Origin of the sequence: Spiroplasma endosymbiont of Monopis laevigella (assembly GCF_964019975.1) — a bacterium.
GTDB lineage: Bacteria > Bacillota_I > Bacilli_A > Mycoplasmatales > VBWQ01 > Spiroplasma_E > Spiroplasma_E ixodetis_A.
The window spans coordinates 532652-556720 of the sequence record NZ_OZ026473.1 but is presented as its reverse complement, the minus strand read 5'-3'; the positions used below and the strand labels follow the sequence as shown (position 1 = coordinate 556720).

20 protein-coding genes and 1 pseudogene are annotated in these 24069 nt (G+C 23.4%); 5 read left to right on the top strand and 16 right to left on the bottom strand.

Annotated features, from left to right (window positions below; translation table 4 throughout):
- Position 1 precedes the first annotated feature (1 nt).
- From AACK94_RS03135 to AACK94_RS03120, 4 genes and pseudogenes are all read right to left on the bottom strand, one after another.
- Positions 2-310 (bottom strand): hypothetical protein, encoded by a 309-nt coding sequence (locus AACK94_RS03135; protein ID WP_174480536.1) that lies wholly within the window; start codon positions 308-310, stop codon positions 2-4.
- A 123-nt stretch (positions 311-433) separates the two neighbouring features.
- Positions 434-1615 carry a prolipoprotein diacylglyceryl transferase gene (locus tag AACK94_RS03130; RefSeq protein WP_338976183.1) on the bottom strand — a complete coding sequence of 394 codons (1182 nt, stop codon included), beginning with the start codon at positions 1613-1615 and terminating at the stop codon, positions 434-436.
- A 284-nt stretch (positions 1616-1899) separates the two neighbouring features.
- Positions 1900-3138 carry an IS256 family transposase gene (locus tag AACK94_RS03125; protein ID WP_338976323.1) on the bottom strand — a complete coding sequence of 413 codons (1239 nt, stop codon included), beginning with the start codon at positions 3136-3138 and terminating at the stop codon, positions 1900-1902.
- Positions 3139-3238: 100 nt separating this feature from the next.
- Positions 3239-3376: pseudogene (locus AACK94_RS03120) on the bottom strand (transposase); the annotation flags it as partial.
- Positions 3377-3378: 2 nt separating this feature from the next.
- Between AACK94_RS03120 and AACK94_RS07450 the strand changes: the two are divergent.
- The 4 genes from AACK94_RS07450 (at position 3379) to AACK94_RS03105 (ending at position 10047) form a co-directional block, all read left to right on the top strand.
- Positions 3379-3450, top strand: a complete 72-nt coding sequence (locus AACK94_RS07450; protein WP_422397404.1) for a hypothetical protein — start codon at positions 3379-3381, stop codon at positions 3448-3450.
- Between the two features lie 697 nt (positions 3451-4147).
- Positions 4148-6874 (top strand): alanine--tRNA ligase, encoded by a 2727-nt coding sequence (gene alaS / locus AACK94_RS03115; protein WP_338976182.1) that lies wholly within the window; start codon positions 4148-4150, stop codon positions 6872-6874.
- 410 nt (positions 6875-7284) lie between these two features.
- Positions 7285-8733 (top strand): DUF3626 domain-containing protein, encoded by a 1449-nt coding sequence (locus AACK94_RS03110; protein WP_338976181.1) that lies wholly within the window; start codon positions 7285-7287, stop codon positions 8731-8733.
- 199 nt (positions 8734-8932) lie between these two features.
- A protein-coding gene (locus AACK94_RS03105; protein WP_338976180.1) for an IS3 family transposase occupies positions 8933-10047 on the top strand; the annotation gives its coding sequence in 2 pieces (ribosomal slippage) (positions 8933-9203 and positions 9203-10047; 1116 coding nt in all).
- A gap of 312 nt (positions 10048-10359) precedes the next feature.
- On the opposite strand, the gene AACK94_RS03100 is transcribed toward AACK94_RS03105, so the two are convergent.
- Both AACK94_RS03100 and AACK94_RS03095 read right to left on the bottom strand, forming a co-directional pair.
- On the bottom strand, positions 10360-10554 hold the full coding sequence (locus tag AACK94_RS03100) for a hypothetical protein (RefSeq protein WP_338976179.1): 195 nt from the start codon (positions 10552-10554) through the stop codon (positions 10360-10362).
- A 17-nt stretch (positions 10555-10571) separates the two neighbouring features.
- Positions 10572-11471 carry an NUDIX hydrolase gene (locus AACK94_RS03095; protein ID WP_338976178.1) on the bottom strand — a complete coding sequence of 300 codons (900 nt, stop codon included), beginning with the start codon at positions 11469-11471 and terminating at the stop codon, positions 10572-10574.
- Between the two features lie 299 nt (positions 11472-11770).
- Between AACK94_RS03095 and AACK94_RS03090 the strand changes: the two genes are divergently transcribed.
- On the top strand, positions 11771-12892 hold the full coding sequence (locus AACK94_RS03090) for an Mbov_0401 family ICE element transposase-like protein (RefSeq protein WP_338976177.1): 1122 nt from the start codon (positions 11771-11773) through the stop codon (positions 12890-12892).
- Here AACK94_RS03090 and AACK94_RS03085 read toward each other — a convergent pair whose 3' ends face one another.
- The 10 genes from AACK94_RS03085 to AACK94_RS03040 form a co-directional block, all read right to left on the bottom strand.
- Positions 12893-13354: a hypothetical protein gene (locus AACK94_RS03085; RefSeq protein ID WP_338976176.1), complete on the bottom strand. Its 462-nt coding sequence runs from the start codon at positions 13352-13354 to the stop codon at positions 12893-12895.
- Between the two features lie 32 nt (positions 13355-13386).
- Positions 13387-13956, bottom strand: coding sequence for a hypothetical protein (locus tag AACK94_RS03080; RefSeq protein WP_338976175.1), 570 nt, complete (start codon positions 13954-13956; stop codon positions 13387-13389).
- A gap of 148 nt (positions 13957-14104) precedes the next feature.
- Positions 14105-15325, bottom strand: coding sequence for a hypothetical protein (locus AACK94_RS03075; RefSeq protein ID WP_338976174.1), 1221 nt, complete (start codon positions 15323-15325; stop codon positions 14105-14107).
- Between the two features lie 17 nt (positions 15326-15342).
- Positions 15343-17334 carry a hypothetical protein gene (locus AACK94_RS03070; RefSeq protein ID WP_338976173.1) on the bottom strand — a complete coding sequence of 664 codons (1992 nt, stop codon included), beginning with the start codon at positions 17332-17334 and terminating at the stop codon, positions 15343-15345.
- Between the two features lie 450 nt (positions 17335-17784).
- Positions 17785-18069 carry an HNH endonuclease signature motif containing protein gene (locus AACK94_RS03065; protein WP_252319983.1) on the bottom strand — a complete coding sequence of 95 codons (285 nt, stop codon included), beginning with the start codon at positions 18067-18069 and terminating at the stop codon, positions 17785-17787.
- A gap of 88 nt (positions 18070-18157) precedes the next feature.
- Complete coding sequence (locus AACK94_RS03060; RefSeq protein ID WP_338976172.1) at positions 18158-20560, bottom strand: extracellular solute-binding protein; 2403 nt, start codon at positions 20558-20560, stop codon at positions 18158-18160.
- Positions 20560-21663 (bottom strand): spermidine/putrescine ABC transporter permease, encoded by a 1104-nt coding sequence (gene potB, locus AACK94_RS03055; RefSeq protein ID WP_174481536.1) that lies wholly within the window; start codon positions 21661-21663, stop codon positions 20560-20562. The genes AACK94_RS03060 and potB overlap by 1 nt, the downstream gene beginning before the upstream one ends.
- Position 21664: 1 nt before the next feature.
- Complete coding sequence (gene potA, locus AACK94_RS03050; RefSeq protein ID WP_286640486.1) at positions 21665-22717, bottom strand: spermidine/putrescine ABC transporter ATP-binding protein; 1053 nt, start codon at positions 22715-22717, stop codon at positions 21665-21667.
- 20 nt (positions 22718-22737) lie between these two features.
- A complete protein-coding gene (locus AACK94_RS03045) occupies positions 22738-23271 on the bottom strand; it encodes an XRE family transcriptional regulator (protein ID WP_338976171.1) in 534 nt (177 codons plus the stop codon).
- Positions 23272-23622: 351 nt separating this feature from the next.
- A complete protein-coding gene (locus tag AACK94_RS03040; protein WP_338976170.1) occupies positions 23623-24018 on the bottom strand; it encodes a hypothetical protein in 396 nt (131 codons plus the stop codon).
- Positions 24019-24069: the final 51 nt, after the last annotated feature.

Here is a 24069-nt window from a genome sequence, read left to right as displayed (position 1 = left end):
ATTAGTTAAAATATTTTTTTGTCTTTTTAGAAATATGTTTACTTGAATAAAATTTTCTTTGTAATTTGGCAATTTCATGTTCAATTTCCAAAATTTTATCTTCAAATTGATAATCTTTTTCTTCTAAACTTAAGTATCCTTTAATAGAAATCCTTTTGCGTAAATACATTATTAATAAAATTGATAATAATAACAGAAAAATCAAAAGTGCTAACCCACCCATTGAATATAAAAAAGTAGTAATTGGAATCTCAAAACCTAAAAACTTAATGGTATTAGTACTACTATCATCACTTACTACTGCTAACACTAATTTCACCTCATACATTAGTATATAAATATTATAACAAAAACACCAAATCTAATTAATATTATCTATTTAATAGCTTATTTTCTGTTATAATAATTATTTTAATAATAAAAAAGAATATTATTAATATTCTTTTTCATATGTTCATCCTTCGCTACGTAAATATTTTGCTGCAACAAATTGTGCAAATATTGCTAGAAACAGACCAAAGAAAGTAATCAATAATAAAATTGTATAATCAAGGATTGGACGATTAATTAAAAATAAATCTTCTGGTGGGCGCTGTAACTCTAAAATAAATCTAATTAAATTTCATCCAAAAAAGTAAAGTCCCATTTGAACACCTACATGCATCATTCGATAATGATGTGGATTATTTATTTCATAAAGTTTTTTGCTTTTATTTATATAATCATTAATTTTCTTACCAGAAAGTTTGACTTCTGCTAATGCTTTATTTACTACATTTTTTGGTACTTGATTATAATAGTAAACTTCATTTCACATTTTAGTTCAAGTCAAATGCTTTGGGTCACGATTTACTTTATTTCAATATTTTGGATTAAAAGTTATTTTTCCTCAGTATTTAAAATTATCTTTAAAATCAAATTGAAACTTATCTGGTTCCACTTTTCATGGCTTTTTACCAAATCATTTACCAAGATTTGGAACAATAAATGTAATCGCTAATCATAAACCTAAATTAGCAATTGATTCATAAAGAAATATTGGTGCACGATAAACAATTTCACCATTAATCGTTTCGGGATTACCACTTGGTCCACCAATTAATTTAAAACAATTATCACGAATAAAAGCAGGTAATCATGATAATGAATCATAACTTACAACGTTACCAAGTAATTCATGATTAAAGAAATTACCTCAACGTCCTAATATCTGCCCTAATAAAATATTAGGAATAATTAAATCGCCATATATTCATAATGATATTTTATACTTACGACCAACAAAGTAAAAAATAATTGCACCAGCAATAATGCCAAATAAAACACCACCATGAATAGACATCCCTGGTTTTCAAAATGCAAATTTTTCAAAAAAACTAATTGACTTATCAGGATCATCCTTACCAAGAAAACTAGCACCAAATAATGAAGCAGGAATAATAAATATTATTGATCATGCTAAAGAATCAGTAGGAACACGATAACGTTTAAATTTTACTCAAGAAGCAATAATTGAAGCAAAAATACCTGACATAATAGCAAATGCATAAACATGAAATCATCCACCATAAGTATCAGTAATGCCGTGAGGTCCAACAAAATCTAAATTTAACATAACAAACACCTCACTTACAAGACCATCTTTTAATATAGAATACCATAATAGAATACCATAACTAACTAAGAATCACAATATAAATAAAGACAAACAATACATATTGCATATATAATTTTGATAAAGTGTAATTGTAATTCACATTTTTTTAGATTTTTTATTGTATATTATTTTTTGCAAATATAAACTTAAATTAAGATTTACCAAAAAACAAATACAAAAAATAATGTATTTTTGATAAAGAGGCTTTTTAATAATCTGTGTATCTTTGTTTTACAAAGTTACTAATTTAGATTAATTCTGTCTTCAAATTTTATCATAAAATGAGCAATTGCTGTATTTCAATTTTGAATAGGAAATGTTCATTTTTTTGTTATATTTTCAATTGCCAAGTAAAATATTTTGAAAACTGCCATATCATTAGGAAAAACTTTTTTATTTCTGATGATTTTTCGTAATTGACTATTAACAGATTCAATAGCATTTGTAGTATAAATCACTCTTTTGATTTCTACTGGATAACTAATAAAAACCATTAAATTATCTCAATTTTTATATCAAGATTTAGTAATTTGAGGATATTGTTTATTTCATTTACTTTCAAACGATTCTAAAGCTTGCATTGCTTGTTCTTCACTACATGCACTATAAATTGGTTTTAAATCTGCAACTAGACCTTTTCGATGTTTGTATGAAACATATTTTAAACTATTTCTAATTTGATGAACAATGCATAATTGATGTTCTGTTTTAGGATAAACTGATTGTATTGCTTCTGACATGCCTGTTAAATTATCACTACAAGCAATAAGAATATCATTTAAGCCACGATTTTTCATTTCTGTGAAATTAGATAATCAAAACTTAGAACCTTCATTTTCACTAATTCATAATCCTAAAACATCTTTTTTGCCTTCTAAATCAACTCCTAATGCTATATAAACTGATTTGTTAATAATCCGTTTATCTTGTCGTACTTTAACTACTATACAATCAAAATAAACAATAGGATAAATACTTTCTAATGGTCGATTTTGTCATGCTTTAACATCATCAATAACATCATCAGTAATTTGACTAATAACACTTTCACTAATATCAGCACCATGATATAACTCTTGCAACTGCATTCTAATGTCAGATAATGTCATTCCTTTTGCATACAAGGAAAGAACTTGTTGATCAAAACCATCAAATCTTCTTTGCCTTTTAGGAACTATTACAGGAGTAAAATTACTATTGCGATCTCTTGGTACATCAATTTCAATTTTACCTTGTTGAGTTATTAATTTTTTTGAACTTGTACCATTACGAGCATTTTCAGTAGTACTATGTTGATTTTTTTCATATCCTAAATAATTTTGCATTTCAGAATTCAACATTTTTTCAACTAATCTTTTTGTTAATTCTTTATATAAACCGCCAGGTTTAAAAACTTTTGTTAAATCTTCAGTATTTTCTAGTAATAAATCTACTGCTTTTGATATTGGATCATTATTATTAAAGTTATCTTTTTTAGCCATCTGTAACTCACTCTTTCTAGTCATTTAATTATATTTACTAGAATTAATTAAACATAGTTATTTTTGTAAGTTACACAGATTACTAAACATTTCCTAGATATCAAAACTTAGAACCTTCATTTTCACTAATTCATAATCCTAAAACATCTTTTTTGCCTTCTAAATCAACTCCTAATGCTATATAAACTGATTTGTTAATAATCCGTTTATCTTGTCGTACTTTAACTACTATACAATCAAATAAGAATTCACAGCACTCTAAACTACCTAACTCCAATTAGTTATCAAAAACAAATGTCTACCAAAAAATAGTCCTAAAAAGGGTTGCCATTCCATTTTTAATGCTAGATTTGATTGTAAAACTTCAATTAATTATCATTTTTATTTTTTATATTTAAGATTTACTTAAAATATTTTTTTATTTAAAATTATAGATTTAAAAATATAAAAAATGCATTAATATATTAAATTAGTTACTATATTAAATAGTAAGTAATATTGAATTAAATGAATTAATTTTATATAATTTAATGATAAATTTTTATTTTTTAAAAGTTATTCTAAGCAAATCTTAACTAAAGTTTATATCTGAAAAAATGAATATACAATAAAAAAAATACCAGTTAAATTATATTTTTAATTAAATAGAAAAAATCTTTCTTGTAATTTTTATTATATAAAGTTAATAATTAATATTTTTTTCTTTTTAATTTATAAAAATATTTCATAATTTTATCTTTTTGCTTGTAATAACTAATATTTATGGTTAATATTAAAATTGAAATTAATATTTATATTAATCTAAATTAGATAAGTATAATTAATAATAATTAGTTTTCAGCGAGAGTGAATAGTGTAAGCACTTAACCATTATTAATTAGAAGCTCCTAATTTAACAATTTTAATCATTAATTAAGCGCATTTACTTTGTAAGTGAATTAGGATGGTACCGCGTTAAAAAACGTTCCTATTTTGATAGGAATTTTTATTATTTTGAGGAGAAATTATTATGTTAATAAAATGAACAACAGATAAAGTTAGAACAACTTGATTAAATTTTTTTAAAAGTTATGATCATCACATTTTAGAAAGTGCATCACTTGTTCCAAATGATGATCCTTCATTATTGTGGATTAATTCTGGAGTTGCTACATTAAAACCATATTTTGATGGACGACAAACCCCAATTGCTAAAAGATTAGCAAATTCACAAAAAGCAATTAGAACTAATGATATTGAAAATATTGGTATTACAGCAAGACATCAAACTTTTTTTGAAATGTTAGGTAATTTTTCAATTGGTGATTATTTTAAAAAAGAAGCTATTATTTGAGGATGAGAATTTTTAACTAGTAAAAAATGATTAAATTTAGATGCTAATTTATTATATGTAACAGTTTTTAATGAAGATGAAGAAACATATAATTTATGATTAAATATTATTAAATTACCAAAAGAACGTATTATTAAAGGTACAAGATCTACTAACTTTTGAGATATGGGTCAAGGTCCTTGTGGTCCTAATACTGAAATTTATTATGATCGTGGTATTAAATATGATCCTAAAAATATTGGTATTAAATTATTAAAAGATGATATTGAAAATGATCGTTATATTGAAATTTGAAATATTGTTTTTTCACAATTTAATAATGATGGCAAAAATAATTATACTGATTTACCAAGAAAAAATATTGATACTGGTGCAGGATTAGAAAGACTAGTAGCAATTTTACAAGATGTGCCAACTAACTTTGATACTGATTTATTTCAAAATATTATTCATGAATGTGAAAAATTGACAAATTTTCGTTATGATATTAATAATTATTTTACACAAGAGATTAAGCAAAAAACTATTAATACTGCATTTAAAATTATTGCTGATCATATTCGTTGCTTAGTTTTTGCAATTAGTGATGGTGTTTTTCCTAGTAATAAAGATCGTGGTTATGTATTACGAAGATTGATTAGAAGAGCTGTTGTATATGGACAAAAACTTAATATTAATGAACCATTTTTGTTTAAGTTAGTTTCAATTATTATAAAAGTTATGGGTCAACATTATCAAGAATTACATGAAAAAGTCGATTTAGTAACTAATATTATTAAAAGCGAAGAATTAAAATTTTGAACAACATTAATAACAGGAAAACAATTATTATTACAAGTTATTAGTGATAATAAAAAAGTAGATGCAACTGCGGCTTTTAAATTATTTGATACCTATGGTTATCCTATTGAATTAACATTAGAGATTGCAAATGAAGAAAATGCTACTGTTGATTTAAAAGGTTTTCAAAAGTTATTGGATAACAGTAAAGATAATACAAGAAAAGTAAGAATTAATCATCAAGCATTAACAATTCAATCTTCATTACTAACTAATTTAAAAGTTCCTTCAACCTTTGTTGGTTATGATAAAGAACAAATAAATACAAATATTGTTTTTATGTTTAAATCAGAGCATGAGGTAAAATTTTTAAAAAATGAAAAAGGTTATTTAATTTTAAATGAAACACCTTTTTATGCAGAAAAGGGGGGACAAGCATCTGATGATGGCATTATCACAGGAGAAAATGGAACGGCCTCTGTTATTGATGTACAACAAGGACCACAAAAACAGCATATTCATCAAGTGGAAGTAAAAGGTGAATTAACACAAACAGAAATTGTTGAAGCACAAATTAATAGTTCACATCGTTTTTATACAAGAAAAAATCATTCAGGAACTCATTTATTACATGCTGCTTTAAGAAAATTATTAGGTTTACATGTTATGCAATCTGGAAGTTTTAATAATTATCAATATTTACGATTAGATTTTAGTCATTATCAAATGTTAACTTTAGAACAAATTATAAGTATAGAACAACAAGTAAGTAAATGAATTAAAGGTAAATATCCTTGTGAAATTATTTATTGTACATATGAAGAAGCAATCAAAATTGGAGCTTTAGCTTTTTTTGGTGAAAAATATGAAGAAAAAGTTCGAGTAATTAAGTTTGGTAATTTTTCAATTGAACTTTGTGGGGGTACTCATTGTTATAATTCACAAGAAGTAGAACAATTATTAATAACTAATGTTGAGTCAAAAGGATCTGGTTCTTATCGAATTCATGCTTTAACATCATTAAAAACTATTAATGAATACTTAACACAACAAATAATGATGATTAAAGAACAAAGCAATAGTTTATTTATTCAATATCAAAAAAATAAAGATAATTGTATGCAAGAAGAAGAAATTGAAAAAATATATGATACTATTAATAATTTAAAAGTGGTAGCTGCTGATTGAAGAAAAGGAAAAATGTTATTACTAGAATTACATGGTTTATTTAAAAAATGACAAATTAATTTTGAAGAATTAAATCGTCAGAAGATAGTGAAAAAATATTTAACTTTAGTTCCAAAAAATGAAAATAATTATAAATTATTAATTGCAAATTTTGAAAATTTAGATATTAAAACATTAAGAGAAATAATTGAACATTATCGTAATCAATATCAAAATATTATTATTATTTTTATTAATAAAATTAATAATCAAGAATATTTAGTATTAGTTGCTTCAAGTAAAGAATTGCATAATAATAAACAGTATCAAAGTAATAATATTTTACAAAAAATATTAAAAACATATAATGGTAAGGGTGGTGGTAGCCCAATCTTAGCGCAAGGGAAGATTGATAAGTTTATTACAGAAAAAGAAATTAATAAAATTATATATTAAACTTAATACTTATATGTATTAATTTATATAAATATTATGATATACAATAATATATGTTCAACGTCAATAATTTTTTACAATCATATATAACATTATTATAGTAATTGCAGAATCTTTTATAATTTCTTATTGATGAAATATAGGAAAATAGTAGTGATAATAATTTTGAAAAAAATATATTTTTTTAATTAATAACTTGTATTTTTTCTAAAATTTAATAAAATGACTAAGTGTAAACTAAATATTGGTTTTTTAACTCATTATTTTAATTTAAAAAATAAATGAGTTTTTATTATATTTAATAAATAAAAAACATAAAAAATACAATAGGTGTATTGGAAATACTCTATTGTTTAGACCAATAAAATAGATTTCAAATGTCCATCTTAAGTATAGAGGAGATAAATATTATGGCATATAACAAACAATCTGATTTATCACATATTAATGGTGGTTTGCCTTCAACTTCATCAAATAATTCAAAAGATGAAGAAAGATTAAAAAAAGAGATTTATGGTCAATTGTTTAGAAGTGAAATTTTACATCAAATTTATGAACTATGCGAATCCTCTCAACAAGAAGATTATGAATCTGCTTTAAAAATATTATCTAAAAAATGCAAGATGAGTCAAGAAAATGCAAAAGATTTATTAGAAAAGATTACTAAAATATTACAATCATCAAGGTTAACAATTAATTTTGATTTTTCAAAAATATACGATATTAATAATAAATGACCAGAGGTTTTAAATTGTTTTGCTTATAAGGAAAAACCAAATGAAATTTCTAACTATAATGTAGGTCGAGCAAGTGTAGAGGAAGTTGCATTTTATCTAAATCAATTATTTGATAATAGTAAATATGAAAAATTTGGACGTTTTTCAACCCCTACTGGTGATCAAACAAAAAGAAGTGCTAATTTTCAGTGAACAAGTAGACCTTGCTATGCGGCATTAGATTTTTTGGAAAATCCTATGGGTGGAGCTCCTATGTATGGAAAATCTTTTATTATACTAAAAGATTATGTAAAACATAATTGTACATATAGTCCTTATGATACGTATTCACCACCTACGTTCACTCGTGGGAAATTAAAAGATAAAATATCTACTTTTTTACACTTCCCAAGATTGATAAGATATTGTCAAAATGATTTATTTGGATATAATTGTTTAGAAAGTTTAATTAATAAAGCTAATGGAAAAAATTTTGTTCCTCATAGTAATTATGGTAAAAGTGAAGGAAATTATATAGAGGCTCATGTTTATTCTAGAATCTTATTTGCACGTGATATAAAACAAATTTGTTTATCAAAATTGGAATTTGATAGTCATCCACCTAATAAACAAAAACAAATATTAGAAAAAATAAATGAAATAAATTCACGTCTAGGAACTTCATTTATTATATTCATAACTGAAGAAGAATATAAAATAAAACAAGAAGAAAGACATTTAGAAGATAAATTATCATTAAAACAAGAAAAAATAACAAAATTAAAAAGTGATATTGTCAAGCTAGAGAAAAAAAAGATAAATCCAATTTTAAATTTTATTATTAAAATTTTTAGTTTTGGATGTATTAATAAAAATAAAGAAATAAAAGAAATAATAAATGCTAAAAATATTGAAATTAAAAATTTGTTATTAGAGATAAAAAATAATGAAACACCAAATTCACCATTAATTTCAAGGGAAACTATGCCATTATTACAAGATCAAAGAGTAACTGATGAAAAAAAATTGGGCGGTTGTCAAAGTTACGAAATAATTAATTATCATATTAGTAACTTATTTCCAAAAATGAATTATTTGCAAAATAATGAAAAATTAGACAAAATTACTCTCTTTAACCCTTAAATTTAAATTTATATTCGACGTATTTTAAAAAATATACATTTAAAAAATAAAAATTATTCTCAAAGTTATTAAGGAAAAGACAAGAAATAATCTTGTCTTTTTTTGTAATTGTAAAATTTTAAATGGATGGGTTACACTTTATTGGACACTAATTACATAGACAAGTGAACAAATTAGTTAAAAGAAAGGAATTATAATTATGGTCACTATTAACTCATATTCAGATGAATTTAAAAAACAAATAGTAGCTTTATATCAAAGTGGCAAATCAGTATCTTGCCTTGTTAAAGAATACAATGTTACAAGAGCAGCTACTTACAATTGAATTAAGCAATTTACTAATTCAGGTAGTTTTAAAACTAAAGATAATCTTTCAGATTTAGAAAAACAATTAATTCAAGCAAATAAAGAATTAAAACAGTTACGAATGGAAATTGATATTTTAAAGCAAGCAGCACTAATAATAGGCAGAAAGTAGAGATTATTGCAAATAATAAATCTAAATATAAAATTCGCACAATGTGTCATTTTTTAAAACTCTCTAAATCAACATATTATTTTAATTTAAAGAAAAAAAATAAAATTCAAAATAATATTTATGAACAAGCTGTTATTAGTGCTTTTAAAGAAAATAAAGAAGTTTATGGTACTAGAAGATTAAAAGTCATACTAGCAAACCAAGAAATTTATTTATCACGCAGAAAAATTAAAGAAATTATGAATAAGCATAATTTAATATCAAAATACACTAAATTATCATTCAAAAATTATCATAATAAAGTCAATGATAGTCAAATAACCAATCTTGTTAATAGAAACTTTAATAATAGAATTAAAAATGAAGTTATTGTTAGTGATTTAACTTATGTTCAAGTTAATGGTAAATGAAACTATATTTGCCTATTAATCGACCTATTTAACCGCGAAATTATTGGACATAGTGTTGTTAAAAAAGATGCATCATTAGTATATCAAGCATTTATGCAATCAAATCACTGTTTAAAAGATATTGAAATATTTCATACTGATCGCGGTAATGAATTCAATAATAAAACTATTGATAAACTTTTATTAGCTTTCAACATAACTCGATCTTTAAGCAAAAAAGGATGTCCTTATGACAATGCTGTTGCTGAAGCAACTTTTAAAACTTTCAAAATTGAATTTATTAATGATAAAAATTTTACATCATTAATCCAATTAAAATTAGAATTATTTGATTACATCAATTGATATAACAACATAAGAATTCACAGTACTCTAAACTACCTAACTTCAGTTAGTTATCAAAAACAAATGTCTACCAAAAAATAGTCCTAAAAAGGGTTGCCATTCCAAATAGTGATTTTGAATTATTAATTGAAAATCCGATTAATAATTTAAATCGGATTGAAATTAGTGGTATATTTGGTGCTGGTAATTATGATTTAATTTTAATAACCGATAAACAAGAAATTGATTTAAACAATATTAATTTATTTGATAAATATAACGAGAATATTTCATATATTAATTTGGAAATTTAGTTATCAATTAAAATATCCTTTTGGATATTGATCATCTCATTTTAAATCTGTATTAATGCGTTTATCTTTATCAAAATATAAATCTATTATACGTTTATCATTAGTTTTTCTTTCTCATATTGTTGTTCCAGCCCCCCCAGTAGACTGTATAATCATGTCCTAAAAATGATTGATAACCATTAGTTTTATTTTGTGCTAGTGAACCAATTATTAAACTAGTTACTCCACTTATTGCACCAGTTAGTGCTAATGTTAATGTTATTTTACTTAAATTTGTTTTTATTCATGTTTTCATAATAAATTACTCCTTTTTTATAAATGAGGTGCAGTTGAATTTATTTCATAAATTTCTGGAACTGAATAATATTCATCACCTAATTTATTTATTTCTTCAGATTCTTGAAAAATATTTTTATTTTTATGGTAAAATTTATGAGCTTGTAATTTCAAATCTTCATGTAAATTTGATGAATGTGAAATTAACATTTCATCACTTAATCTTTGCAGTTTATCAAATATACTATTGTCTAAATCTTCTTCAAGTTTCAAAAATTCTTGTCGATTTTCTATAGGTAAAAAATCCTTTATTAATTCTGGGTTTTCTTCGTCAATTTCATTAATATGAATTCCAGTTAAAAACTTATGAGATAATATGTCATTTTTAAAATTAAATAGTTGTTTTGCTTTTTCTTTTATTGTTTTTTTTCTAGAAGTTCATTTACCTAAAATTGCTAAACATAAAGAATCATTAGATTTGCAAATTTTTTCATAACTTATAAATTTTGCAATGATGTCTTTTTCTGCTTCTGTTCCATCACCATTACCTTTGTATGTTTTTGTTAAATCCAAATTCAACATTGTTAAATCTATAGAAAAAAAATAGAATATTTTTGTACTTGATTTATTTGCATAATGTTTACCTAAATAATAAATTTTTGATTTATCATTTTTAACATCAATTCCAGTTTCTTCTAACATTTCATTAATTACTGTTTGATAATGGTCAAGATTTTCAAGACCTCCAGTGATAGTACCATATTCACTAATTTCTTTATCTTTAAATAATGGATTATTTTCTTTAACTAGTAAATAATAATATTCATTGTTTTTAATAACATAAGGTAAAATAGCAACTCCTTGGTTATTGCATCAAGGTTCTTCTACACCATGCATAAACTCAACTTTAATAATTTTTAAATATTCTGGATTCATTAAATTACTCCTTTTTTCCTTGATTTTACGTTTTAATTTTACTATTTTTGATTATTTTTACAAGTATGCTTTTAAATGCAAAATAACGCCTAAATTAAAGTCGTTTATTTTATGATACCTATACTATTAATTATATTGAAATTATTTATTATATTTTAAATATGAAAGTGGTTTTTTAAATAATTTTTTATTTTAGTTAAAATTACACTTATATATTTATATAATATATGCAGTAAATTATTTTTTTAAATTATTTACAATAAATTTAGATTTTTTTAAAATAGTTAGGAGAAGTAAATGTGAATTTTAATTATAAATGAAATTTTAGAGAACAAAGTGCAAAAATTGATAAATTAGTTTTAGAACATATAAGAAAAAAATGAGAAAAATGAGATTGAAGAATAAAAAATACAAGAGATAAAAATAAATATAAAATTGTTGATTATCAATATCGAACAAGAAAAATAATGTATGGATTAGTAACTTATAAAAGAAGAATTTATGAATATTTTGATGAAAAATTACAAAAATGAGTTCGTGTTTGTTTAGTTGATGAATGACTAGAATTACCTAAATATAAAAGAATTGGTGAAGATGTTGAACAAACTATTATTGAATATTTTGCTGATGGAAAAAGATATCATGATATTTGTGCTATTTGTAAAAAAGCAGGTATTAGTGTTAGTACTGTTCATAGAGTTTTTAAAAATTTAGAAATAATTGAAGCAAATCCAATAAAAGTAAAATTAGAAAAAAATCAACCTATTTTTGTAGCAATTGATGATGGACATCGAAAGTTTTGAAATTTTAAACGTAAAGGTACAAAACACTCTATGCGATTAATAGTAACATATACAGATAATATTAATCACAAAGTACAAAATAAAAGAGTAAAAGCAATTATTAGACCAACAAAAACAAAAATTGGAGTTAAAAAAACTGCTGATTTTGTTAAAGAACATTGTCAAAAATTTTATGAAAACATTGAACAAGCAAAAATTATTATTTGTGGTGATAGTGTAGGATGAATTAAAGAAGTTGCTGATTATTTAGGTACACAGTTTTTTTTAGATAAATTCCATTTAATTAGAACATTATATCTTGGAATAATGGCTGGAAATAAAGGAAAATATTTAAAAGAATATAATCACTGTAAAAATTTAATTAATAATGGTAAATATGATGAATTAATTGATTATTGATATAATCAATTAGATAATCATAAAAAATTAAAGAAAAAATATTTTAAAAATAATAAACAAGGTATTGAAAATCAAGGTAAAAAATGAAATAAAGGTTGTTATACTGAAACTAATATTTGACATGTTTTAAAAGAAATGCTTGGTAATAGAACATATAATATTTTAATTTATATTAAAATGGTTATTTTTAAATGTAATAAGATAAATTTAGAAATATAATTAATGAATGTAATAATTACTTATTATTTCACAATTTGCAATAGCATCTCAAAAATTATTATTTTTTATTTTTCTTTTTAAACCAATAATTAAGAATGTTAATGACAAAATTATAGAAATAAAAATTGGAACTACAATTGTAGAAAAAATAACTGCAATTTTTAACCATAATAAAGAATAATTATAAGAATTATGAATAATATAATAACTTCCAAAATTATTAAGGCAAATATTGTTATTAGTTAATATATAATATCAACTGTATTTACTTCATAAAGTAAAACCATTATATTCATATATTAAAGCTTCTGTATTTTTAACTAAATGATTACTTTTAATAGTTACTACTTCTTTTCCATGAAATAAACCTAGTAATAATAATCCTGCAATAATAATTAAAATAGTTAAAATAAATATTAATACAGTTATTAACTGTAATTTTTTAAGTGCTTTAATTTTCATTTTTAAATCCTCTCTAAGTTTATTTAATAAGTTTAGCATTTAATAAAATTTAATATAAGTATTTTAGTTGAAATATCTTTTAAAAAATAGTAAGATGAATGTACAATTTCATAAAAATCCAAATTATTTCTTGTCTGAAATATAATAAGACTATATAGATTTAATTTATTCCGGATTTTTGACAATCACCCTTTATCTTTAACTGTGGTATTTTTTTTATGAGTAATCATTTCTTGTTTAGTAGCATCAACTTCGACTTTATCTTTTGGTGGTATTACAGCATCCTTTTTATAAACTAATTCACCTTTATTATCAACAGTAAATAATGTTCGTGCTGATGTCTTACCATCACTTAATAAATAATTAGCATGACTAGTATCATAACTATAATAGTTATTATCTATTTGATTAGTAATTCAATCACTACTACTTAAATAACCATATTGATTATTAAATAATGAAGTTACAGAATCACTTATTGATAATTTATTTGTTAATAGTTTATTAACAGTAGTGTTAGCAACATCAATAGTATTAATAATACTATTACTTGTTAAAGTTAATGTTGTTAATGTACTTAATGTCATTAGTAATTGTTTCATGTTACATTCTCCTTTCGTTTTAAGTTTACTAAAAATTATTTTATAAAAAATATCTGGCTAATCTATACTAAATATAACACTTTATTAATTTTATTTAAGAAGATTAATAAAATGCTCATTTTAAAAAGTAAATTTAGTATGTAAGTATTTAATTTCATTGAGAAATACTTTTAATATAAAATTTATCAACTAATGAAGGATGTCATATATCTGTACCATAACAGTCAATATGAATTATTATTCCATTAACACCCACATTATTTAAAAATTTTGTTAAATTATCTTTAAATATAGAATTTCAAAAATTTTTAAAAGTTCAATTATCACCAATTTCATGCTCCATATTACTATAATCAAATAAGTTTCCATTAGTAAAATACTTATAAATTACATCTCAATTATTTTGATTATTAATTAAATAATATAAATCTTGATAATTAATATAAATATCACCTGTATAATCAACTGAAGCAAAAGGACCAGGACTAACATGAGTTTCAAAATTACTTGTATTACTTTTTTCGTAACTATAATGATTATAATTTAACTCAATAATATTATTATTATGATCAAAAATATAACTAATGGCATAACTCGTATCATCATTTGAAAATGGCATATTTAACATAAAATTATAAACATATTTATTATTAATAATTAAATCAATAATTTTAGTAATTAAGTCATTATTAATTTTTCCTTTTAAACTACTTTGTGCTATAAAATATATTCCCAAATTAATAGCAACTGACTGACTAATCTTATTTTCAATTACTGCTTTTGCAATATAATATAAACCTGATGTTTCACTTAAACTATTGCTATGTTCAACTTTATCAGCACCTGCTTGTTGGGAAATATCAATATGTTTATTAACACCACCAAATTGAATATATTGTCAATCAGTATTATCACCACTAAAATCGGTAGATGAATACTGACTATTACTATAAGAATTGTAATTTGCTTTAACTGTAGTTATTTTTTTATGACTAATCATTTCTTGCATCGTATTTTCAATATTTAATTTTTGATCAGCAGGAATAATAACATCAGGATTATAAATTAAAGTTCCTTCATTATTTACTAAAAAAACATCTCTTGCATTAGCAAAAGTATAACTTTTTAAAGCTGATGTGTCATAACTATAAAACTTATGATCAGTTATTGATTGATTAGTTATTATATCACTATCATTTAAATAACCATATTGATTATTAAATAATGAAGTTACAGAATCACTTATTGATGATTTATTTGCTAATAATTTATTAATGGTAGTACTAGTATCATCAATAGTATTAATAATACTACCACTTGTTAAAGTTAATGTTGTTAATGTACTTAAAATGATTAGTAATTGTTTCATATTAGTTTTTCCTTTTTTTAACTTACTAACTGGTAATTAAAATTAAAATTAAAATCAGGGAATGTTAAAGTAGCACGATCACTAATAGTTTTGCCAGCAAATCTTTCTGATAAATCAAGAGTATAAAGTGTATTATCTTTAGTTGGTTTTGTTTCGCTGTCAGTAAATACTAGTTTTACATTATTTAACTCTCAACCCGATTTTGTTGTTACTGCAACATCGGTTTCTAGAAAAATACTTTTTGTTTGAGTAATTAAATCTCAGAAATTATTTACCTTACCAACTTTAATATCTTTACTAATATCAACTGACATACCACTTGGTTTTGTGTCACCATCTAATAAATAATTCATAGTGAACTGTCCAGTAAATGCATTCTCAACTGGACGATAAGAATTGTTATTAATTGTATTTAATAAACTATCTTTATTAGTAATTCAATTACCTAATAAATTATCTTGTTCATAAAAATGTTGACCTTCTTGTAAAATATTTGCATCTTGACCATCTTTTAATCAAATACCTTTTAATGCAAAATCTTTTGGTGAAGAATAATTACCAGTAATATTATTTTTATTATGACCATGAACAATTGCCTTAATGCTATCTAAACTTTTTGTTAATTTATGATCATTAGGACTAGCAGTTATTTTTATTTCAATATTTTTACCTAACTTATTATTAAAGATATTATCACCAACTTTTAAATTTGTTGATATTGTATAATCACTATCTTCAATATTAAGATCTGAATAATTTTTTTGGAAATAATTTTGACAAATTGTTTGAACACCTTTAATAATTTGATCATTAATAAATTTAAGATTATCTTTTGATAAACTAACATCAGCATTAATATAGTTACCATTTTTATCTTTTTGATTATCTAAAGTAATTTGAAAGTTTTTATTATCTTTATCATTATTATATTGTGCTTCAATTTCATTAGTTAATTCTTTCATACTACTTAAATCAGCAATATAATTTTTAACATTTATAGTGCAATCATCTTTTTTTCCTGTAAAGTTTCAAGGATTATTATCTAAAGATGTAATTGAAAATTGAACAGGAACACTTTTAGTAAAGTTTTGTGATTCTGAACCATTTTGAAATTCAATTTTGTAATAACTAGGTTTAATTTCTTTTTTGGGTACATTTAATGCTTTACTTAAAGTTGTTGCAAATTGATCTTGAATTGTTGGAATTAATCATTTATCTTTTATTGAATCAATAGTAGCATTTTCAGGATTAGTAATATTAATAATTTTATCAGGAAAGTTAACTGGTAAACTAGCAATATTAATTGCAACTTGATTTATAATATTAATACTAATTTCGATATTAATGTTAGTATTTTCAATACCAAAAATTGATGCTTGATCATTAGTTGTTAAATTTAAAACATAACTTTTAGACTCATTAAAGTTCTTTGGCAAAATAAAAGAAGTATTAGTTATCGGTTTTTTATCCTTACCAACAGTAAACTTAACTGCTGGATTATAATTAGCATTTAAGAAAAAATTAATTGGTAATAAATTTGAATTATCATTATCAATATCACTTTCAATTTTAGGATCAGTTTTTTGTAAATTATTATCAATACTACTTAAAACATTTGTAAAATCAATATTACCATTATCAGCAGCATTTTCAATAACATTAAAATTAACAATATTTGTTGATTTACTAAAATAAGCAATAGTAGAATTTAAACTAATAGGTTTAGAGTTACGATGATGTTTTTGATAATAATCATCTCATAATTTATTATTAGAATTAGGATTAAATTCAGAATTATTGAAAGCAGCAGTAGTATGTAAGAGTAATATTGTAGTAACTGTTGTAGAACCAAATGCTAATAAATACAACGAAAATAATAAGATTCTTTTCTTCTTATTTTTTTTAACATTAATTGTATATATTGAATTAGATCCTGTTTTTATTTTTTTATGTTTATCCTGATTAACCATATCTTTACTCGGGCTATTACTATTTATTTTATATTTCATTTTAACAATCCTTTCCTAGCATTATTTTTTAAATAATCTAAAGTGAAAAATATAGCTTAACGCTTTAACTTGCTATTTTTAACTAAAATATTAAAATAGGAAAAAATATTAAAATACTTTAAACCTTAGTTTTAATAAAATAAAACTAAGGTTTAAAGTAAACCAATTAAATTTAGTTTTTATATTTTAATATTAATAATTTTAATAATTATATAAACTTTGCTATACACCTATTAAAATTATAAGGAAAGAAATACTCTGTCCTTAAAAATAATATTACACTTATTATAAAAAAAGACAATATTCTTTTTAAAAAAAGATTGAATATTTTTAATTAAAAAGAACACTAATAGTAAAATAATTTTCAAAATAATTTTTCTTAATTAAGATAAAAATTAAATTAAAAATTCAATGATTGAATTAAATAGTCATTGAATTTTTAATTTATGATTAATTTTTTTTAATATTACATTCAACATGCATTGGTTGTAAATTTTCTAAACTATTATTATTTGGATCACCATCAATGTGATCAATATTTCAAGCAAATGCTGAAGTTGGTTGTTCACCTTGATAAGCACCTTTTATCATTGGCAAACAACATCACGGACAAGGAGCTTGCACATTCAATGTTCAAAATTCAGATAATCCTTTAAAATATTTCTCCATTTTTTGAATAGAATAGTTTCATATTTTTTCTTTGTCTTCTTTTTCTCACTTTTTACGACGTGCCACAATGAATTAACCCCTTTCGTATTAAATTATACTATAAGTTACAATATTTTTTTATATTTTTTTAAACTTAATATTACAATTTATTTTATTAACGTGCTAATAATCTATTATAAGCAGTTTGCATTTGTGGGTCAAAACTACGAGTATATAAACCGTTAAAATATCCTTCATGATGCTTACTTGGATCTAATGGATCAGGTAATTGACCATTTTTTGGAATATATACATGCTTTCAAATTTCTGCTGAAAAATTAGTACTAACTTCATCCATAGCTGCTTGTAAAGGTGAGGTATAACCAAATTCACTACTTAAATCAACTTGTGTTTGTTTTTGCATTATATAATTAATAAATTTAAAAGCTAAATCTTTATGAGGAGAATCTTTACTAATTACCATATCATCATTTCAAACATTAGTCCCCATATATGGTCTAACAACAAGGTACTTACCATTATAAGAAGCAGGATCATCAGCAATTGCAGATAATAAATCACCGTTATACATCATTGCTACATCCCACTTATTTTCATTACTAATTTCATCAACAATATCATCTTTTAATAATTTTGTATTTTTATTTTTGATAACTGGTTCTAACCAATCACTTGCATCTTTAATTTCAATTGGACTATGAGCATTAATATTATCAGAAAATTCATTTCCTACTTGATTATATTGACCTAAACCAGTATTTTCTCCTCATTTATTTTTATAGTGTAAATCAGTAAGCACAGTCATAAATAAGTTATGCATATCATCATTTAAAACGATACGTTTACCCAATTTTGCAGAATCTGTTAAAACACTTCATTGAACATTTGAACCATCAGCTTTAATACCAAGATCACTAAGATTATTTGTATTAGTAGTATTAATTACTAATACAACATCACCTCAAAAATAAGGAATACTATAACTATTTAAACCAAATTTATTTAAAATTCCATCACTATTTTCAACTCGATAATTATTCATTAATTCATATAAATCATGATTTATATCTTCTTTGGGATTAAAATCAATTCTACTATCATATTCAATATCACCTGCAGAATTTTTTGATGCAATTGGAAAAAGTCTATCTTCACTTGCTAATTTAGCCACCATATAATCACTAGGAACCATTACATCATAACTAGTAGTATACAATTTAGCATACAATGATTCATTATCATCAAAAGTTGAATATTTTATTTTAACTTGATATTTATTTTCAAATTCTTTTAAAATATTGGGATTCATATATTCGCCTCAATTAGCAATTGATAAATCATAAACATTAGTATAAATGTAGAAAGCACCCAAACTAATAAAACTTGATAATAAGATGATACTAATCATAATTAATTTTCACGGTCATAGTAAAAAACGATACTTCTCTCTTCTTAATTTTGAGCGTTCTTCTTTTAACTCTTTCTTTTTTTTAATCTTATTCTTTATATGTTCAATTCAAATTGATTCCATCTCAAGTTTTGCTTCAAGTTTAGAAATTTGATTAATAAGTTTCGGGTGATTTTTAATATAATCTTGAATTTTAATAATATCTTGCTCAGTTACAATTTCAAAATTACCATCACTATATAATGATTTAAGCTTTCTACCTTTACTCTTAACCTTTTTATAGTTAAAACCATTTAATTGTAAATAATATTTAGTTAACAACTTCTCAGTTTTAATAATTTTTTTATCATGATAAATACCTTTATCAATTTTTTCATTACGTTGTTTAATTTGTTTTTTGCAAAGAATATAAGTATTTCAAGAAATAATAAGTACTGCAATTAATAAAATAATTATTGTTGAAAAAGCATTAATATAAGGCTTAATTCGTTTTAAAGAATAAATAAAAGTTGAAACGTTAGAAGTATTACCGCCAGTAAAATAAGAAATTAAAAAATCATCAAAACTCATAGCAAACGCAATAGCTGCACCGGCAATTATTGCCGGTTTAATTGTTGGTAATACAATTTTACGTAGCGTATATCAAGGGGTCGCTCCTAAATCTTGACTTGCTTCTAATTGTGACATATTTATTGATCTAATTTTTGGTAAAACAGTAATAATAACATAAGGAATATTAAAAGAAATATGAGCGAAAATTAATGTTCCAAGACCAAAACTAAAACCAAATGCCATAAATAATAACATTAAAGAAACAGCAGTAACAATATCAGCATTAACTAAAGGAATATTAGTAATCCCTAAAGTAATATTACGTGTTATTTTTTTTGTTTTACTTAAACCCAAAGCAGCAAACGTACCAATAATAACAGCAACAAAAGTAGAAATAAAAGCAACAATTAATGTTACACTAACCGATTCTCAAAGTTCACTTTGTTGAAATAAATCGTAATAAGGTTGCAATGATCAAGAATTTCAACTGCGAACTGAATCGCCACCATTAAAAGAGAATATCATTAAAACTAAAATTGGAGTATAAAATAATAAAAAGATAATAGCTAAATAACTATTTTTAAAAAAAGATCTCATTAATTAATACCTCCTATTTTTTTACCAGTAGCTCAACTACCAATCGCTTTTAAAGTAAAAATAATAATTAAAACAATAATACCTAAAATAACAGAAATAGCAGCACCATAAGCAAAATTAGCACCACGATAAAAATATGATTCAATAATATTTGCAATTAAAATAGTTTTTCCTTCACCAATATATTTAACTACTACTAGTGAAGTCATAGCACTTAACATCATTAAAGTAAAACCAGAAACAATACCAGGCACTGAAAAACGAAAGGTAACTTTTCAAAATGTTTTCATCTTAGAAGCTCCTAAATCTTGACTTGCTTCTAATAAATTGCGATCTGTTTTTTCTAAAGAATTATAAATTGGTAAAATAACGAAAGGCATAAACATATAAACCATTGCTAAAATAATACCAATTGGAGTTCCTAATAAAACATTAGGACCTAAAATACTAAAAATAATTTGTAATCCAATTGTACGTAATAAAATGTTAATTCAAATTGGTAAAGTAACTAAAACCCAAATATTTTTTGAAGCAATTTTTGTGGACATAAAAGCCATAATATAAGCAATGGGATAACCAAAAATAACAGCAATTAAAGTGGCAACAAATGAATAACCAATTGAACGTAATAAAACCATAACATAACTATTTTCTTTAAAAAAATCATTAAAATTACTAAATGTAAAACGAAATATTCAAGCATTATTAGTTGCTTTAATAATTGAATATAAAATTACAATTAATAATGGCAATACAATTAAAATTACCATCACCAATAAATATGGATAAGCAAGCGTAACTCATGATTTAAAACCAAAATTTACTGATTTATCTTTGATTTTATTTTTAATAAAACTTATTTTTTGGTTTGTTTTTTTTCAACATAACAATGCTTTTTTCTTTTTTACTCGTTTCATTTTCGATTTATTTTTTGCTACCTCTTGTAAAGAAACATTATTTTTTTTAAGTTTAAACCATTTTTTAAATCTATACTTTTTTTTATTTTGATTATCAATAATTTTTTCTGGATTTGAATTATTAACTAACATATCTTGTGATTTTAAAATTTGTGTTTTAATATTACGTTTAAACAAATTTTTCATTTTACTCTTCAATTTCCTTTCACATAACATGAATATCTTCAACATTTCATTTTAAACCAACACGGTTACCTACTTCAAAATTATCAGTAGTATGAACTATCCATTTGCGTTTATTAGCAATAATTTCAATTTCTCATAATAATCCTTTAAAAGCAATAGTTTTAATAGTTCCATCAAAAAAACCACTACCTGCATTAACTAAATCAATATCTTCTGGTCGAATAACAATATCAATATTACGTTCTTGTTCACCAAAACCAGTATCAGAGCATGCAAATTTTTTACCGTCAAAACGAACACAATAATCATTAACAAATACACCATTTTCAATAACATTCGAGCTACCAACAAACTGTGATGTTCATTTATTTTCAGGCTCATTGTAAATATCTTGTGGTGTCCCAATTTGTTGAATTTGACCTTGATTTAAAACAACTACCCGATCTGACATAATAAATGCTTCTTCTTGATCATGAGTAATAAAGATAAAAGTAATATTAATTTCTTCTTGAATTTTTTTTAATTCTACTTGCATTTGTTGACGTAATTTCAAATCCAAAGCAGCAAAAGGTTCATCTAATAATAAAATTTTAGGATTAAGAACTAATGCTCTAGCTACTGCTACTCTTTGTTTTTGACCACCAGATAAATCATTAACATCTTTATCTTCCATACCATTTAATTTAACCAAATCTAAAGCTTTTTTAACTTCTTTTTTGATTTTTTCACGATCAATTTTTCTTAACTTTAAACCATAAGCAATATTATCAAAAACATTTAAATGTGGAAATAAAGCATAATTTTGAAAAATAGTATTTATTTCTCTTTTATGAATTGGAATTTTAGTTAAATCCTTACCTTTAAACAATAATTGACCATTGTTTGGTTGTTCAAAACCAGCAATAATCCTTAATAATGTTGTTTTTCCACAACCACTAGGACCAAGAATGGTAAGAAATTCACCTTCATGAATATTTAAACTAATTCCTTTTAAAACAACTTTACCATCATATTCTTTGGTAATATTACGTAATTCTAAAATATTTACACTCATAATTTCCTCCTTTAAATGGTTTAAAAAATTGGTGGATTTGAAACTCATAAAATAGTTGCAATTGAATTATTGGGATTTTCTAAATAATGTTTTTCATTACCTTTAATATAAAATGCTTCATTAGCTACTGCTTTTACTCTCGTTGCACCATAATGAACAAATACTGTTCCACTTAATACATATCCAAAGATCTGACCTTGAAATGGCGGAATTTTATTTGAATTACCAAATGGTTTTAAAGTTAAAATTACTGGTTCTAATGTTAATTTTTGAGCATTAGGAATAATTCATTTTATTTGATAATCTTCTTCGTCACTAACAGTAACATCTTGTGATTTAAAAACTATTTTTTCTTTTACTTCACCAGCAAAAAAGGTTGATAATGGACAATCAAAAATGTCTAAAATACTTTTTAGTTTTTCAATACTGGGTGAAGAAACATCATGCTCTAACTGACTAATAAATCCCTTTGATAAATCACAACGTTTCCCTAACTCTTCCATAGTTAAATTGTGTTTCAATCTTAAAGTTTTTAACTTTCTTCCAATTTTCATATTGATTATTTTCTCCTTTTGTTTATTTATACTAAACTTTAAGTTAAATAATACAAATAAAATTATATAATATTTTTTAAAAAAAACAATTATTTATTTTATTTTTAATAAATAAAATAAATATAAAATTATTAGTGTAAAAATGTGTAATAAAAAGAATAATTTTTTCATTTTTCTACTATAAAATTAAAATAAAATTTATTACTTTATTTTAAAGTAATAAATTTAAAAAATATATTTTATTTTTTAGTAAAGAAGAAATTGATATGTTTTAATAAATTACCTTTTACATTGTTGATGTATTAGAATTGTATACACTTGTTGAAGAATATAAATTTTCTAAATTTGAATTTATAATTTTTTTGAATCTTCAAAATCTAATTTTTGCTCTTCTTGTTTTTCATCATCTTTTTTTGCTAACATTTGAGTTATTTCAAAACCACGACCGATAGCACCACTAATGGCACCAACAGCAACTCCCCCAGCAACTAAACCAATAATAGTAGGAGCACCAAGAATAGCAACTCCTCCGGCTGCACAAGTAATAGAGGCCACATTAGTAGCAACATTAGCAACCGTAGAAGCAACTAAATTAACAGCCGCAACACCAATACCAACAACTTTTGCAGCACCAGTAATAACTCCAATAGTGCTACCCGCTGCAGCACCCACTGCAATAAGTTCAATGGGAGTAACATTATTTTTTACTTTATTATTTAATTTTTCTCTTTTTTCTATAATGGACATATCTTTTAATCTTTCTTATTTGAAATTTAGAATAAAAAACCTATTTACTTT